This is a genomic window from Polaribacter staleyi (genome assembly GCF_038024045.1).
Lineage (GTDB): Bacteria > Bacteroidota > Bacteroidia > Flavobacteriales > Flavobacteriaceae > Polaribacter > Polaribacter butkevichii.
This window is the reverse complement of the sequence record NZ_CP150665.1, coordinates 1,886,334-1,901,148: the sequence shown is the minus strand read 5'-3', so window position 1 is coordinate 1,901,148 and position 14,815 is coordinate 1,886,334. Positions and strand designations below refer to the sequence as shown.

Annotated in this window: 10 protein-coding genes; 8 read left to right on the top strand and 2 right to left on the bottom strand. The window is 31.5% G+C overall.

Annotated features, from left to right (window positions below; genetic code table 11):
* Positions 1 to 43 precede the first annotated feature (43 nt).
* Both WHD07_RS08160 and WHD07_RS08155 read right to left on the bottom strand, forming a co-directional pair.
* Entirely contained in the window at positions 44 to 937 is an 894-nt protein-coding gene (locus WHD07_RS08160) for an IS1595 family transposase (protein WP_343328482.1), read from the bottom strand.
* A gap of 297 nt (positions 938 to 1,234) precedes the next feature.
* The gene (locus WHD07_RS08155; RefSeq protein ID WP_343330780.1) at positions 1,235 to 2,095 is read right to left on the bottom strand and encodes an AraC family transcriptional regulator; all 861 of its coding nucleotides are present in this window, start codon (positions 2,093 to 2,095) and stop codon (positions 1,235 to 1,237) included.
* A 232-nt stretch (positions 2,096 to 2,327) separates the two neighbouring features.
* Between WHD07_RS08155 and WHD07_RS08150 the strand changes: the two genes are divergently transcribed.
* The 8 genes from WHD07_RS08150 to WHD07_RS08115 all read left to right on the top strand — a co-directional run bounded on the left by WHD07_RS08150 (position 2,328) and on the right by WHD07_RS08115 (position 14,791).
* Positions 2,328 to 5,411 carry a TonB-dependent receptor gene (locus tag WHD07_RS08150; protein WP_343330779.1) on the top strand — a complete coding sequence of 1,028 codons (3,084 nt, stop codon included), beginning with the start codon at positions 2,328 to 2,330 and terminating at the stop codon, positions 5,409 to 5,411.
* A gap of 11 nt (positions 5,412 to 5,422) precedes the next feature.
* On the top strand, positions 5,423 to 6,922 hold the full coding sequence (locus WHD07_RS08145; protein WP_343330778.1) for a RagB/SusD family nutrient uptake outer membrane protein: 1,500 nt from the start codon (positions 5,423 to 5,425) through the stop codon (positions 6,920 to 6,922).
* Between the two features lie 25 nt (positions 6,923 to 6,947).
* The gene (locus WHD07_RS08140; RefSeq protein WP_343330777.1) at positions 6,948 to 7,841 is read left to right on the top strand and encodes a hypothetical protein; all 894 of its coding nucleotides are present in this window, start codon (positions 6,948 to 6,950) and stop codon (positions 7,839 to 7,841) included.
* A 150-nt stretch (positions 7,842 to 7,991) separates the two neighbouring features.
* Positions 7,992 to 9,512, top strand: a complete 1,521-nt coding sequence (locus tag WHD07_RS08135; protein WP_343330776.1) for a cellulase family glycosylhydrolase — start codon at positions 7,992 to 7,994, stop codon at positions 9,510 to 9,512.
* A gap of 113 nt (positions 9,513 to 9,625) precedes the next feature.
* Complete coding sequence (locus tag WHD07_RS08130; protein WP_343330775.1) at positions 9,626 to 10,669, top strand: glycosidase; 1,044 nt, start codon at positions 9,626 to 9,628, stop codon at positions 10,667 to 10,669.
* 1 nt (position 10,670) lies between these two features.
* Positions 10,671 to 12,239 carry a cellulase family glycosylhydrolase gene (locus tag WHD07_RS08125; RefSeq protein WP_343330774.1) on the top strand — a complete coding sequence of 523 codons (1,569 nt, stop codon included), beginning with the start codon at positions 10,671 to 10,673 and terminating at the stop codon, positions 12,237 to 12,239.
* A 30-nt stretch (positions 12,240 to 12,269) separates the two neighbouring features.
* Positions 12,270 to 13,865, top strand: a complete 1,596-nt coding sequence (locus tag WHD07_RS08120; RefSeq protein ID WP_343330773.1) for a sodium:solute symporter — start codon at positions 12,270 to 12,272, stop codon at positions 13,863 to 13,865.
* A 101-nt stretch (positions 13,866 to 13,966) separates the two neighbouring features.
* A complete protein-coding gene (locus WHD07_RS08115) occupies positions 13,967 to 14,791 on the top strand; it encodes a sialate O-acetylesterase (RefSeq protein ID WP_343330772.1) in 825 nt (274 codons plus the stop codon).
* The last annotated feature ends 24 nt before the right edge of the window (positions 14,792 to 14,815 follow it).

Below are 14,815 nucleotides of genomic sequence, written 5' to 3'. Positions count from 1 at the left end.
AAATGGTTTTGTGTATATAGAATAGCAATTTAGAGGTCAGTAGTTAGCTACATATAATTTGTTTGTGGCTAACTTTTTCTTTTTTGACCATTTTAGTTATAAGATTATTGAATATTGTTGCTTTGCTTTGTGAACGGTTAATTCTAAAACAAAATTCATTAAAATATCTATTTATATTAGAATTACTTACCCAAGAATACGTTGTTCTTATCCATGATTTTACTTGATGAATCATAGTGTGAAGAGCTTTAAAATTCATACCATTATTACTTTCAATCTGTGTAATATCATAAACTTTTGCAATTGGTCTGTAACCTCTCCATTTATCGGTTATCACTTTAGCATCTCTGCTAATATGATTCACAAAAATATATTGAAGCGAACTTGCTGAAAAATCTTCGATTCTCATAGCATACATTCTTTTTACTTTTCCATCATCAGTTAACTCAACAGCAGTAATGGCCTTCTTTTTCTTTACGTTATAACTTCTGCCAACTTTCTCTTTTTCGCGTCCGCCAAGTACAAATTCATCAACATGAACAGTACCTGTCATGGGATTATTCCCACTGCTTTCCATAGCTTCTCTAATTTTAAGCATAAATAAACGAGCTGTCTTTTCAGTAACACTAAAACGAACTGAAACATAGCTTGCTGAAAGACTTTTAGTGCTTGTACTCATTTCAAAAACAATAAAAAATGCCTTTCTAATACCAAATTTTACTTTGTGAAAAAGTGTGTTTGATGTTGCTGATTCTTGATGAGAACAAATATTACAAGTACGTGAGAAATCTTTTCTTATCTGAGCTTTTTTATGGCTACATTTTACACATTGAAAACCATCTTTCCATTTAATATCTGCTAGATATTTCTTACAATCTAGGTCAGTCTTAAAACGGTCAGCAAACTCTAGAAGGTTTTGTCCCTTAAAAATATTCATTTAATTACTATATTTATTGACTTCTAAGATATGAATTTAAATACTGACCTCTATAGCAATTTTTATATACTGTTTAAGTTTTGTTAATGAATTAGTCTTTTCTTAAATTAAAATCACTACTATTTTTAAAATGGGGTAGAATAAAAGACAGTTGTGAGTTCTGGTTTTGTAAAGTTAAATATCGGAGACTTTTGTTAAAGTAAAATTAAGCCGATTTAAAAGTAATAATTTTTATTTTAATTTTAAAATGAAATAAATTCCGTTTAATCTGTAATCTTTAAATTTCATGTGAAAGAATTAGCCAGAAATTTCTTTATTGTAATTCAATTTAAATTCTTTAGGAGACATGTTATGTTTTTTCTTAAAAGCTCTATTAAAGTTGGATAACGAATTAAAACCTGCTGAGTAGGAGATTTCATTAATAGACATATTAGTTTCTGTTAAATGTTTTGTAACCACACCTAATCTGTAGTCTAGTAAATAACGAGTAAAATTTTCTCCAGTTCTTTTTTTAAAATAATGGCTAAATGCAGAATCCGACATGTTTACCAAACCCGCAATTTTAGAAAGTTTAATGTTTTTTTGATAATTATTTTTAACGTAATCTAGTATTAATGAAATTCTTCTGCTTTCTCTTTTCTGACTGTAATTAGCACTTGGAGGGCTACTCAATACCTTAAAATCTTTTGAGATAGATAAGATGTGTAAAATTTCTAAGAAAGTTAAAAAAGATTTAAAACTGTTGTTATCTTCAATTGTTAAAAGCATTTCTGTCACTTTTATTTTTGTTTCACCAGAAAACATAATGCCACGCTTAGAAAGTTCTAGTAGTTTTTTTATGTCTTTAGTAACATTATAACTCATTATTTTTGAGTGTAAAAAATGCTCTTGAAATTGAATAGTTATAACACCTGCATTACTTATTGCTTTTTCAGATTTCCATACATGTTTTAAATCTGGACCTAATAAAGTTAAATCGTCTCCTTCAAATTTTTCAACATAATCTCCAACAGTTCTACTTCCTTTAAAATGAGTAATTAAGTTTAACTCATATTCATTATGAAAATGTAACGGATAATCAAATAACGCATTCTGATGTTTTAAAATAACAAAAGGATCATCTTGTTTAATAGGCGTTATTTCTTTTATAGATTTCATGAGAAATTTTAATATTTATTTAGTTTACTATCATTTTAATCCAGAAGATATTCAAATGTAGGAATTATAAAATTAATAATTATTTAAATTTTAAATAATGGAATTAAGTTTTTTTATGAGTGTAAATTATTGATAATTCAAAAAACGCATAGTATTAAACATAATTTTGTCATTTTAAACCATTTTACTTCTATAATTTTGAACCATAATTAAAATTATAAAAATAAACTCAATGAATAAAAAAAATCGAATATGGCTTTTCTCTACTGTTTTGATGGTTTTATGCTTTACAAGTATAAACGCTCAAATTAGTATTGACGGTGTTATTACAGATGAAACTGGTATGCCATTGCCTGGTGCATCTGTAGTTGAATTTGGAACAAGTAATGGGACAACTACAGATTTTGATGGAAAATTCAAAATCACAGTTAAAAGTGAAAATTCCCAAATAGAGTTGTCTTATATAGGTTATAATAATGTTGTAACTAAAATTGGAACGAAGCGAACGTTTAAAGTTATTTTAAAAGAAAACGTAGACGCTTTAGATGAAATTATTGTTGTTGGTTACGGTTCTGTTAAAAAGAGTGATTTAACAGGTTCTGTGTCTAGTGTAAAAATGGAGGCATTAGAATCGATACCTGCAAATTCAGTTGATGGATTGTTGCAAGGTAGAGTTGCTGGGTTACAAGTTGTAACGGCTTCTCAAGAGCCAGGAGCCGGAGCTACAATACGTATTAGAGGTGGTAGTTCATTTAGTGGTAGTAATGATCCTCTTGTAGTTGTTGATGGCTTTCCTATTGGAGGAGCTGGTGACATAAAACAAATTAATCCTGCTGATATTGAGAAAGTTGAAGTTTTAAAAGATGCTTCTGCTTCTGCAATTTACGGTTCTAGAGGTGCAAATGGGGTAATTATGATTACTACTAAAAGAGCCAAGTCTGGTAAAGCATCAGTAGAAATTAATCATCAAACTTCTGTAAAGAGTTTTACATCAAACTTAATTAATTGGGAAGATCCTTTATTAATGGCTGAGTTAAGTAATGAGCGTAGTATAAATGATGGAATGGTTCCTAATTATATAGGGCAAACTATTGCAGGTGTTTATTACCCTTCTTTGTCTGAAATAGCAAGTGGAGTATGGCCCCACAATACAGATTGGGCAGATGTTGTTTTTAGAGATGCACCAATATCTACCAATACAACTGTTTCTGTAAGAGGTGCAAATGATACAACATCTTTTAATATTAGTGGTAACTTATTAAAAGAGCAAGGAGTTTATATTGAAGATGATTATCAGAAACAAATTATTAATTTAGGAGTATCTCATAAATTTAGTGATTGGCTTAAAATTAATACATCAAATATTATATCAAAAAATAAACGAGACAATAATGGAGGTCTTGCATATTACAGAAATCCGCTTTGGCCAGTGTATGATGCAGATGGAGATTATTTTAGAACATCATCTCAAGACTTTGATCATCCGTTGGCTTACACCGAAAATGTATTAAATACTTCTAAAGGCTTAGATGTAATTTCTTCTTACTTGTTCGATTTTACTTTAAACGAGCATTTAAGTGTTAAAACGCAATTAAACTATAAGTATGGTTCTACAATAGGAGATAGGTATTTGCCAAGTGCTTATACTTTAGAGGGTAATTATTATGATGGTGTTGCTTACATAACTAATTGGGAGAGTGAAGATGTTTTATCAGAAACTTTTGTAACCTATAATAATACTTTTAAAGAGGTACATAAATTAGATGTAATGGTAGGTCAATCTTACCAAAACACCGTAAGTCGTTCTTCAGAACTGAAGGCTAAAGGATTTATAAATGAAGCGTTGGGTAATGAAAATATGAGTGCAGGAGATCCTGAAGCAAATCAAATATCAAACGGAAAATCAGAAACAAAACTACTTTCTTATTATGGTCGTTTAAATTATACATTTAATGATAAGTATTTATTTACTGGAACTATGCGTGCAGATGGTTCTTCTAAATTTGGAGAAAATAATAAATGGGCATATTTTCCATCTGGAGCTATTAGTTGGAAAGCGCATAAAGAAGGATTTATAAACGATTTAGGAATTTTTAATGAGTTAAAAGCGCGTTTAAGTTATGGTATTTCTGGTAATCAAGGAATTGCTCCTTACCAAACATTAAGTAGATATGGTATAGAGAATTACTATGATGAAGGACAGTGGAAAACAACTATTGGCCCAGGTTATATTAGTGGACAATATGGTCCTGATTATCGTTATAATTATTGGTCGGGTATTCCTAACAAAGATTTAAAATGGGAATCTACGTCTCAGTTAAATTTTGGTTTGGATATGTCTTTTTTAAACAACCGCCTAAAAACTACAATAGATTTATATAAAAAGACAACAACAGATTTATTGCGTCAAAAATTCTTGCCTTTATCATCTAGCTATAGTAGAATTTGGGTAAACGATGGTGAAATTCTGAATAAAGGAATTGAAGTTACTATTGATGCAAATATTATTAATGGAGAAGATTTTTCCATGTCATCTAATTTAATGCTAGCTATTAACCGTAACGAAGTTACAAGTTTAGGAGATGGTGTTTCAATGGGGTTATTAAAAGACCCAAATACAGGAATGGATTATGAATTTCAAGGTACTGGTTTTGATACTTTCGGAATGGCAACTTCTAATATTTATGGTGTAGGACAACCGTTAAATGTGTTTTATGGTTATAAAACGGATGGTATTATTCAAAAACTAGAAGAAGGATTAGCGTCTGGAGCTTCCGGAAACATGGCTTTACCAGGTGAATTTAAATATGTTGATATTAACCATGATGGTACTATTGATGAAGGAGATAGAACTGTAATTGGTGACCCAAATCCTGATTTTAATGCAAGTTTAGGTCTTAATTTTACCTATAAAGATTTTGATTTATCGATGTTTTTTAATGGTGTTTTTGGAAACGATATTTTTTATCCAGGTAAACTAGATCAGGCAAATACAATGCCATTACGATGGACGCAAGACAACCCAAGCAATAATTTTCCGAAACTAAGATCTGTTAGAAACTTATTGTTAAGTGATTGGTTTGTAGAAGATGGTTCTTTTGTAAGGTTACAAAACCTAACCGTTGGTTATACTTTAGGCTCAGATAAAACCTCATTTTTATCTAAGGCACGTATTTATATAAACGCAACTAATGTATACACGTTTACTTCTAAAGATTTTAACGGGTACGACCCAGAAGTTGGGTTAGATGGTGTGTATTGGGGTGGTTATCCACGTACAAGAAGTTTTACGCTTGGTTTGAATTTAACTTTTTAATCTAGAAAATCATGAAAAAAAGATTTATATATATAGTAAGTATTATCGTATTAGGCTTTTACTCTTGCGATTTAACGGAAGAACCTTATGGTTTCTATTCTGATGATAATTTTTATAAAACTGTAGAAGATGCAGATGCGGCACTTTTATATGCTTATAGAGCATTTAATTACCTCGGGTATAACAGAGGGATGGTAGATATTGGTGATTTATCAACAGAAATAATGACTGTAAAAGCAGGTGAAGGAAATGGAGTTCAAGAATTAGATCAATGGAAGTCTACCAAAAATAACGGTACACTATCAGATTTCTTTCAATATTGTTACATCGCTATTAATAGAGCAAATGGAGTTATAGAAAATGTAGTAGACCAAGATTTTAATCAAGCAGATAAAGATAGAATTTTAGGAGAAGCGTATACAATTAGAGCTTGGAGTTATTTTAGTTTGGTACGAGTTTTTGGTAAAGTACCTATGCAAAAGCAGTTGGTTAGTACAGAAGCACAAACAACACCTGCATTGGCAAAAGATTTAGATGAAGTTTATAATTTTATTTTAGAAGATTTAAATACTGCAGAATCTCTTCTTTCTATAGATAGAAAAGTGGGGCATTTTGATAAAGTAGCTAGTTGGGCAATCTTATCTAAAGTTTATTTAAATATTGCATCTGGTAAAGATAATAATGCTGCAGGATATCGTGATATGAATGTTGATGCAAATGAAATGTATACCCAAGCAGCAAAATGGTCTGCAAAAGTATTAAATGAGCAATCTGAATTTGGTTTTGATACTTCACTTGGTAACGTATATAACGTAGAAAAACCAGATGGACCTGAGCATATTTGGCTTATTAGTATGGATAGAACAGGAGATAATACAGAAGAGTTTGGTTCGTCTATGTTAATGTGGATGCCTTGGGGACCAGGAGCATCATACTATGTAAAAAATGCAAATGGAGTATTAGAACCTACACAAAATGGATGGGAGGTTTATCATATTGCACCTTCATTTATAACTTCTTATGGTCTTACAGATAAGCGTAGAACAGATTTAATGGGTAATGAAATATTTGATGCAGATGGTAATAGTATTGGTAGCGTTAGTGATGGAAACATTCCTGCTACTTTTAGTACTAAATATTTAGATCCTAATTTTAATGGTAACCGTACAAGTACTAGACCTTTAATGATTCGTTTTTCTGATATCGCATTAACATATGCAGAAGCTGTTGGACCAACTGCAGATGGAGAAATGTGGTTAAATAAAATTCGTACGCGTGCAGGTATTGCAGATGTTACAACAGGTATGAGTATTACCGATTTTAGAAAAACAGTTTTACAAGAAAGAAAATGGGAGTTAGCATTTGAAGGGCATCGTTTATTTGACCTTAGAAGAACTGCAACCGTTATTTCTAATATCTCAGAAGCGCAAACATCAGGTTTAACGGAAGACGAAGCAGCATTTTATCCTATTCCTTTAAGAGAATTAGATCTAAATCCAAATGCAAAGTAATTATTAATATTCAAAAAATATAAAGATGAAAAAAATAGCATATAGCATCTTCTTAATAGCTTTAGTATCTGTCTTTTCTTCGTGTGAAAAAGATTTGATGGAAGACGTTAATGAAGGCAATTGGAATAATGAACGTAACATTATCGATTTTGGTTTAAAACAACAAATTGGTTTAGCTCGTATAGAGCGATCAGCAAATGAAGCTACCGTAAACATTACTATAAATGCAAGTAACTTAGACCTAGCAGCTGTAGATATTACAGACATGGTTTTATCTTATGATGCACAAGCAAATGTTGCTAGTGGAGACAAGCTAAATTTTGATAATCCAGAAAAGAAATCAACAGTTACAGTAACTTCTAAAAAAGGAGAAACACTAGAATGGACTATTTTTATAGAACCTTTTATTAATGAATTAGAAGGAAGTTGGGCAATATCTAACTATTCCATAAAATGGGATGATGGTAATGGATGGGGAAATGCAGGAGAGGCAGATCTTTCTGGTTTATTAACAGCATCTTCTACTGGTTTAGATGATATAATAATTATTGGTCCTGTTAAAGGTGCAAATGATGAAGGCCTAGTATATGGTAATTATGAACGTACACTAGGTGCAGATGGTTTAGCAGCATCTTATGTTTATGCTAGAACAAGTGAAAATTGGGATGTTAGATTTAACCAATTACCAGTTGGTAAAGGAGAGTGGATTTTAAACAAAGACAACTCGGTTACTTTTGTTGTTAACGGAAAATCTTACACTACAAAAACATTTGATAAAATTAATGATACCACGCTAAAATTACCTTTAGAACCAGGTGCAAAAGACTTGGGTAGAACTAATTGGGACGATTATTATGGAGATCATACTAATAAATTTGTAGCAACTACAAATTTATGGTATACACTTATAAAACAATAATAAATAGCAAAAGAAACACGGTAGATACGAGAACCGAAACGATATGTTTTTATTATATGAAACCGTGTCTTTTTAATTTTTTCAATAATGTGTTACCAAACACAGTGTTGTATAACTATAAATAGAATATCTATAACTATGAATAAATTTATGATACATTCTTTATTAATTTTAATTTTTTCAAGTTTTGTGGCTTGTTCAGATTCTACTACTGAATTACCAAAACCTTCTGGAGATTTAATTATTAAAAATAAAACAACAGTTTCAACCAATTTTATTGGAAATGGAGCGCAATGGGGAGGCTTCGATATCATTGAAAGTTGGACAGGTAATGATGATTTTACAGAAGCAGATTGGGCAAAGCTTAAAGAACGAATAGATTTTATGCGTCCGCCATTCATCAGAATAATGATTAGTGCAGGATGGAATTATCTAGACGACGGAAGTATATATAACCCGGCAAAAACCAATAAAGCATTTCATAGAATGATGCAATATTGTACTGATAATAACATAACAGTAATGTTTGGAGAGTGGGGGCATGTTTTCTTAAATGGTGATAAAAATCAAATTGATTATAAATGGATGGATTATACCGTAGACTATCTAGATTATTTAATTAAAGATAAAGGGTATACCTGCATTAAATATTACAATATGATTAATGAACCAAATGGTGATTGGTCTACTACAAAAGGTGATTATAACTTATGGAAAACCGTTACATCAGAATTTATTACAAGAATGGAAACATCAGGAGTAGATCAGTTGGTAAAATTGGCAGGTCCAGATTTAGCTGTTTTTGGTGATGCAAATGATACTAATTGGGTTGCAAAAGCAGAAAGTGATTTTGGCAGCAAAATGGCATTGTATGATATTCATTCATATGCAACCAAAAGCTTTGTAAACGGTAATAATTATTTAAGTGTTCTTAAGGCTTACAAAAATTCGATTCCTGCTGATAAACAAATTGTAGTTGGCGAAATTGGATTAAAGTATTACGATAGTGATGTAGAGTTACAAAAAGAAAACGAAGCAAGAATAGCTGCAGACCCATATTCTTCTACAGATAGCAATATGTTTGTATACGATGGTTTTTATGGAGTGGATGTAAGTGATGCTATTGTACAAACTATGATGGCAGGATTTTCTGGAGCTCTTATTTGGGATATGGATGATGCTATGTATAACGAAACAGGATCGAAAACGGGTGCAGATGCTAAAAAATTAAAACGATGGGGTTTTTGGAATATTTTAGGAGAAGAAGCTTTTGATAGTAGTGCAGACGAAGAAATAAGACCATTTTTCTATCCAGTATCTCTTCTTTGTAGATATTTTCCTCAAGGATCAGATATTATAGAAATAGAGCTTCCAAACAAAAAAGGATTGAAAGCTATTGCAGCAAGAAAAGGAGATAAATATACCATTGCTATTGTAAACTCTAACTACGTAAGTTATGCAAATTTAGCGCTCGTGGCAGATCAAATGTTTGCTTTTGATAAAGTATCAAAATATCAATACACCTCTAAATTTGATGGTGGGTTTCAAGGTGTGGTGGATACAAAAGGATTTCCTGTTCCTCTAGAAGATAATGTTCTAGTTGCGTTAGACGGAAGTTATAAAATGGACATACCAGGTCAATCAGTTACCATTTTTACAAATATGCTTTAAAAAAAAGTAACAGTTAAGTTTTGTTATTTAATTGTTTACATGTTAAAAAAGAAAGTGAAAGGTATTTTGTATACCTCTTTAAAATATTAGTTTAAAAATTATAGAACCATAGAATGAATACTATTAAAGAAAATAAAACAGGATTATTACGTTTAGAAAAACATGAAAAGAATCCTATTTTTAGCCCAAATCCAGATAATTACTGGGAAAACATTGTGGTTTGTAACCCTGGTGTTTGGCATGAAAATGGAAAATTTTCAATGCTTTATAGAGCAGCCGGAGATGATGAAGAACATTTTATTAGATTTGGTTTAGCAGAAAGTACAGATGGGGTTAATTTTACAAGAACGTCTAATGAACCTGTTTTTTCTCCAAGTATCGATGGACCAGATATGGGAGGTGTAGAAGATCCTAGAATAGCAAAATTTGGAGACGAATTTTATGTTACCTATGCATACAGACCGTTTCCTCCAGGGCAATATTGGAAATTTGCTCACGATGTTATTTTATTACCAGAATCAGGAGAAGATACTCCTTTGGTTTACAAAAATAACGTTGCAAATTCTGGATTGGCAATTTCAAAAGATTTAAAAAAATTTAAAAGATTAGGTAGAATTACAACGGCTAATCTAGATGATAGAGATGTTATTCTTTTTCCAGAAAAGATAAACGGAAAATTTGCTATGTTACACAGACCAAAAGAATGGATTGGAGAAGCATATGGTACAGAAAAACCAGCTATTTGGATTCGTTTTACAGATGATTTAATGGTTTGGGAAGAGCCAAGTACATTATTAATTTCTGGTATAAATGGTACATGGGAAGAAAAAGTAGGAGGTAGCACACCGCCATTAAAAACAAAAGATGGTTGGTTAGTTATTTATCACGGAGTAGAAAATGGTGGTTTAGGATATTATCGTGCTGGCGCTGCATTATTAGATTTAAACGATCCTACAAAAGTAATAGGTCGTTTAGAAAACTGGATTATGGAACCTGAGCATGATTATGAAATTAATGGTTATTATAAAGGTTGTGTTTTTCCAACTGGAAATGTAATTATAGACGATAAATTATACGTATACTATGGTGCTGCCGATAAATATATTGGTTTAGCAACTTGTAGTGTAAATGAACTTTTAGAAGCATTAAAAAAGTAAAATGAAAAAAGCCATCACTCTATTTTTTGTAACATCTTTTATCCTTTTTTTTATTGGTTGTAAGCAAACAAATAATCAACAAAAAGTTGATGTTCTAATCTCTTTTAATGAAACCAATACGGTAAATGTTCCGTTTATTGGGCATGGTGTTCAGTGGTCTGCATATCCGCATGCAGATGCTAACAATGCAGAATGGGGGTTTTTAATGACAGATGAAAAATGGAATACACTTTATAAACGGTTAGATTTTGTAAAACCACATATCATTAGAGTGATGGATGTTGCTGCATGGCGCTACTATAAAGGTTTGGATAAAAAAGGAGAACCTATTTTAGATTTTGATACGCAAGAAATAAAAAGTCTTTATAAACTTTTAGATTATTGCCAATCAAGAAATATTAAAGTCCTTTTTGGAGAATGGGGGGCACCTGGTTTGTGGAATTTAGATGAATCTATTCCAGAAATTGAGCGTGCAGATGATCCTCGTTGGACAAATATGATTGTAAAATATTTAGAGCATTTAATTAACGAAAAAGGATATACCTGTATTCAATATTATAATTTAGTAAATGAGCCAAATGGTTACTGGGCATCAACCGATGGAGATTGGGAACAATGGAAAACCGGTTATAAAATGTTAGCAGAAGCTTTAAAGAAATCTAGTTTAGATAAAAAGATACAACTTTCTGGTCCCGATGCTGTAACGCAATGGAATCATCCTTCTCATCCTAAAAAAGCGGATGATTGGGTATATTCTACCGTAACAGAATTAGATTCGATTACTGGTTTATATGATTTTCATATTTATGCCGATCAAGATTTAATTAGAACGGGTAACTTTATTTCTTATCTAGAACCTTTTACATCAGAAATTGCAAAGACTAAAAAACCTTTAGTTTTAGGTGAATTAGGGATGAAGTATAGTGGAGATTTAAACATCAAAAACAAAGCAAAAGGAGAGGCGGACCCGTATGCTGGGGCTGATGATTCTTCTATGTTTGTCTACGATTATTTTTATGGGGTAGATATGGCAGATGCGGCAATACAAAGTATGCTTGCAGGTGTTGGTGGAACCATTGCTTGGGATTTAGATGATGCGATGCATACAGTAGGTGATTTAGGAGAAAAAGATCAGCTAAAAAAATGGGGAATGTGGAACATTTTAGCAGAAGAATTTGGTGACTTAGAAGTTGATAAAAAACCACGACCTTGGGCTTATTCTTGGACGCTTCTTTGTAATTTATTCCCATCAGAATCTACTATTTACAAACCTGTTTATTCAGTTGCTAATGATAGTATTCGTGCTGTTGCTTCTAGAAATAACGAGACATTTACAGTAGCTATCGTAAATCAGTCAAATACATCTAAAACTATAGGATTGGATGCTTCTTTATTGATGTTAGATGCATCTATTTATTTGTATGAATATTCAGAAAAAAATAGACCGGTGAATACCGATGGTTTCCCTGTGGTTACAAAAAAAATAGATTTAGATTCTAAAGAAAAAAATATAGTTGTTACTGTAAAAGAGAACAGTGTCGTTTTTTTAAGTTCAATTTTAATAAAATAACCTTTCTAAAGGTTTTGTCAAAAATATATTATGGATTATAATTTAGGAGTTGTAGATATTACAGTGCTTGTTGTGTATTTTATTTTTATAGTTTGGTTTGGTATTAAATCATCTAAAAAAGGAAGTGAATCTACAAGCGATTATTTTCTTGCAGGTCGAAACATGACATGGCCAGTTATTGGGTTTTCATTATTTGCTGCAAGTATTTCTAGCACAACTTTAATTGGTAAAAGTGGTGATGCGTATTCTACCGGAATAGCTGTTTTTAATTACGATTTAATATCGGTTCTGGTAATGGTGTTTTTTGCAATGTTCTTTTTACCGTTTTATATTAAGTCGGGAATTTTTACGATTCCAGAGTTTTTAGAAAAACGTTTTGATAAACGTTCTCGATACTATTTTTCATTCATTACGCTAATGGGATCTACTTTCTTAGATGCCGCAGGAGCTTTGTATGCAGCATCATTATTAATGAAATTAGTGTTTCCTAGTATGACAATTATGGAGTTGTCTATGATTTTTGCAGTGGTTGTGGCAGCATACACCATTCCAGGAGGTTTATCCGCAGCCATAAAAGTAGATCTTATTCAAGGTATTTTATTATTGGTAGGAACTTTTATTTTAACCTTTTTAGCCATGAATAATGGTGGTTTAGATTATTTAAAAAACTTGCTTTTAGAAGGCGATTATATGATGAAATTAATTCGTCCAATGAATGATTCTTCCGTTCCTTGGTTAGGTATGATTGTCGGAATTCCGATTCTCGGATTCTATTTCTGGGGAAATAATCAGGTGTTAGTGCAACGTGTTTTAACAGCAAAATCTATAGATCATGGTAGAAAAGGAATACTTCTTGTTGGATTTTTAACGGTATCTTTAATCTTTGTTATCATTTTTCCTGCGGTTATTGGTAAACATTTATTTCCAGATTTACCTAAAAACGATATGGTGTATCCTAAGTTGGTTATAGAATTAATGCCAACAGGATTGTTAGGGCTTATGCTTGCGGCAATGGTAGCGGCATTAACATCTACATTAAGTGCGTTGTTAAATTCTGTAGCTACATTGTTTACAATGGATTTTTATACCAAGTTTAAAAAAGAACCCTCACAAAAAGAGCAAGTATACGTTGGTAAAATAGTATCTATGGTTGTTTTAATACTTGCAGTAGCTTGGGTACCATTTGTATCTAAATTCGATTCTTTATTAAAATATTATCAAGAAATGTTAACCTATATAGCTCCGCCTGTAGTTGCTGTTTTCTTTTTAGGTGTTTTTTGGAAACGTATTAATAGGCATGGTGCTTTTTGGGGTTTAATGGGCGGTGCTTTTGCTGCTATAACTACTATTGTGGCAAAAGTTGCTTTTAATTATGAGCTTTTAGGAGATATTCATTTTTTACTTAAAGTACCTTTCTATTTTGTGTTTAGTGCAATTATAATTGTGGTAGTAAGTTTACTCTCTAAACCAGATGACGAAGAGAAAATTAAAGAGTTAATATGGACTAAGAAGATTTATGAAGAAGAATCTAAAGAACTTATTGGTGTGCCGTTTTATAAAAATTTCAGGGTTTGGTGTGTGGTATTAATTGTGCTATGCCTTTTTGTTTTATATCTATTTCAATAATTAAGAAAGAGTTGTATCATTAAAAAAGTATTTGGTATTTCTTTTAAAGTAGAAAAGGAAACTTAGTAATAAATAATTTTATAACATTAAAAGATTAAAAAATGACAAGAAAAAATTTATTTTTAATAGGATTATTTTTTTTAACATTCAATATGTTTTCACAAGATTCTAATTTTCATATTTACCTATGTTTCGGACAGTCTAATATGGAAGGTTCTGCAACTATAGAAGAACAAGATAAAATTGGTAACGATAGGTTTAAGGTTTTAGCGCCAATGAATTGTATCGATTCTGAACGAAAAAAAGGGGAATGGACTATAGCAATACCTCCATTAAGTCAATGTTGGGGAGGACTTTCGCCAGCTGATTATTTTGGAAGAACTATGGTTGAAAATTTGCCTAAAGAAGTTACTGTAGGCGTTGTAAATGTGGCCATTGGTGGTTGTGATATTCGTTTGTTTGATAAAAATAAATGGCAGAATTTTACAGATACCTACCCAGAAGAATGGTTTCAAGATAAAATTAAAGCATACGGAGGGAATCCTTACAAGCGTTTTATAGAGTTGGCAAAACAAGCTAAAAAAGATGGCGTAATTAAAGGGATTCTTTTACATCAAGGAGAAACAAATCAAGATGATGCCAATTGGCCTTTGTATGTTAAAACAATTTATAATAATATTTTATCCGATTTGTCTTTAACCGCAGAAGAAGTGCCTTTAATTGCAGGAGAAGTAGCTAATGAAGCACAAAAAGGTGTATGTGCAAGTATGAATAAAATAATTGATAAATTACCAGAAACGATTCCAACGGCTTATGTAATTTCTTCAAAAGGATGCACGCTTAGAGAAGATAATGTCCATTTTAATTCTGCTGGTGTTCGTAAATTAGGAAGAAGATATGCTTTTAAAGTATTAAGCTTAGAGTAATCTTTTTAGTTTACATATTTTAAA

Coding starts and splice junctions, on each gene's coding strand:
- WHD07_RS08130 (WP_343330775.1), top strand. CDS start 9,626: ATGAATACTATTAAAGAAAATAAAACAGGATTATTACGTTTAGAAAAA.
- WHD07_RS08125 (WP_343330774.1), top strand. CDS start 10,671: ATGAAAAAAGCCATCACTCTATTTTTTGTAACATCTTTTATCCTTTTT.
- WHD07_RS08155 (WP_343330780.1), bottom strand. CDS start 2,095: ATGAAATCTATAAAAGAAATAACGCCTATTAAACAAGATGATCCTTTT.
- WHD07_RS08160 (WP_343328482.1), bottom strand. CDS start 937: ATGAATATTTTTAAGGGACAAAACCTTCTAGAGTTTGCTGACCGTTTT.
- WHD07_RS08150 (WP_343330779.1), top strand. CDS start 2,328: ATGAATAAAAAAAATCGAATATGGCTTTTCTCTACTGTTTTGATGGTT.
- WHD07_RS08135 (WP_343330776.1), top strand. CDS start 7,992: ATGATACATTCTTTATTAATTTTAATTTTTTCAAGTTTTGTGGCTTGT.
- WHD07_RS08140 (WP_343330777.1), top strand. CDS start 6,948: ATGAAAAAAATAGCATATAGCATCTTCTTAATAGCTTTAGTATCTGTC.
- WHD07_RS08120 (WP_343330773.1), top strand. CDS start 12,270: ATGGATTATAATTTAGGAGTTGTAGATATTACAGTGCTTGTTGTGTAT.
- WHD07_RS08115 (WP_343330772.1), top strand. CDS start 13,967: ATGACAAGAAAAAATTTATTTTTAATAGGATTATTTTTTTTAACATTC.
- WHD07_RS08145 (WP_343330778.1), top strand. CDS start 5,423: ATGAAAAAAAGATTTATATATATAGTAAGTATTATCGTATTAGGCTTT.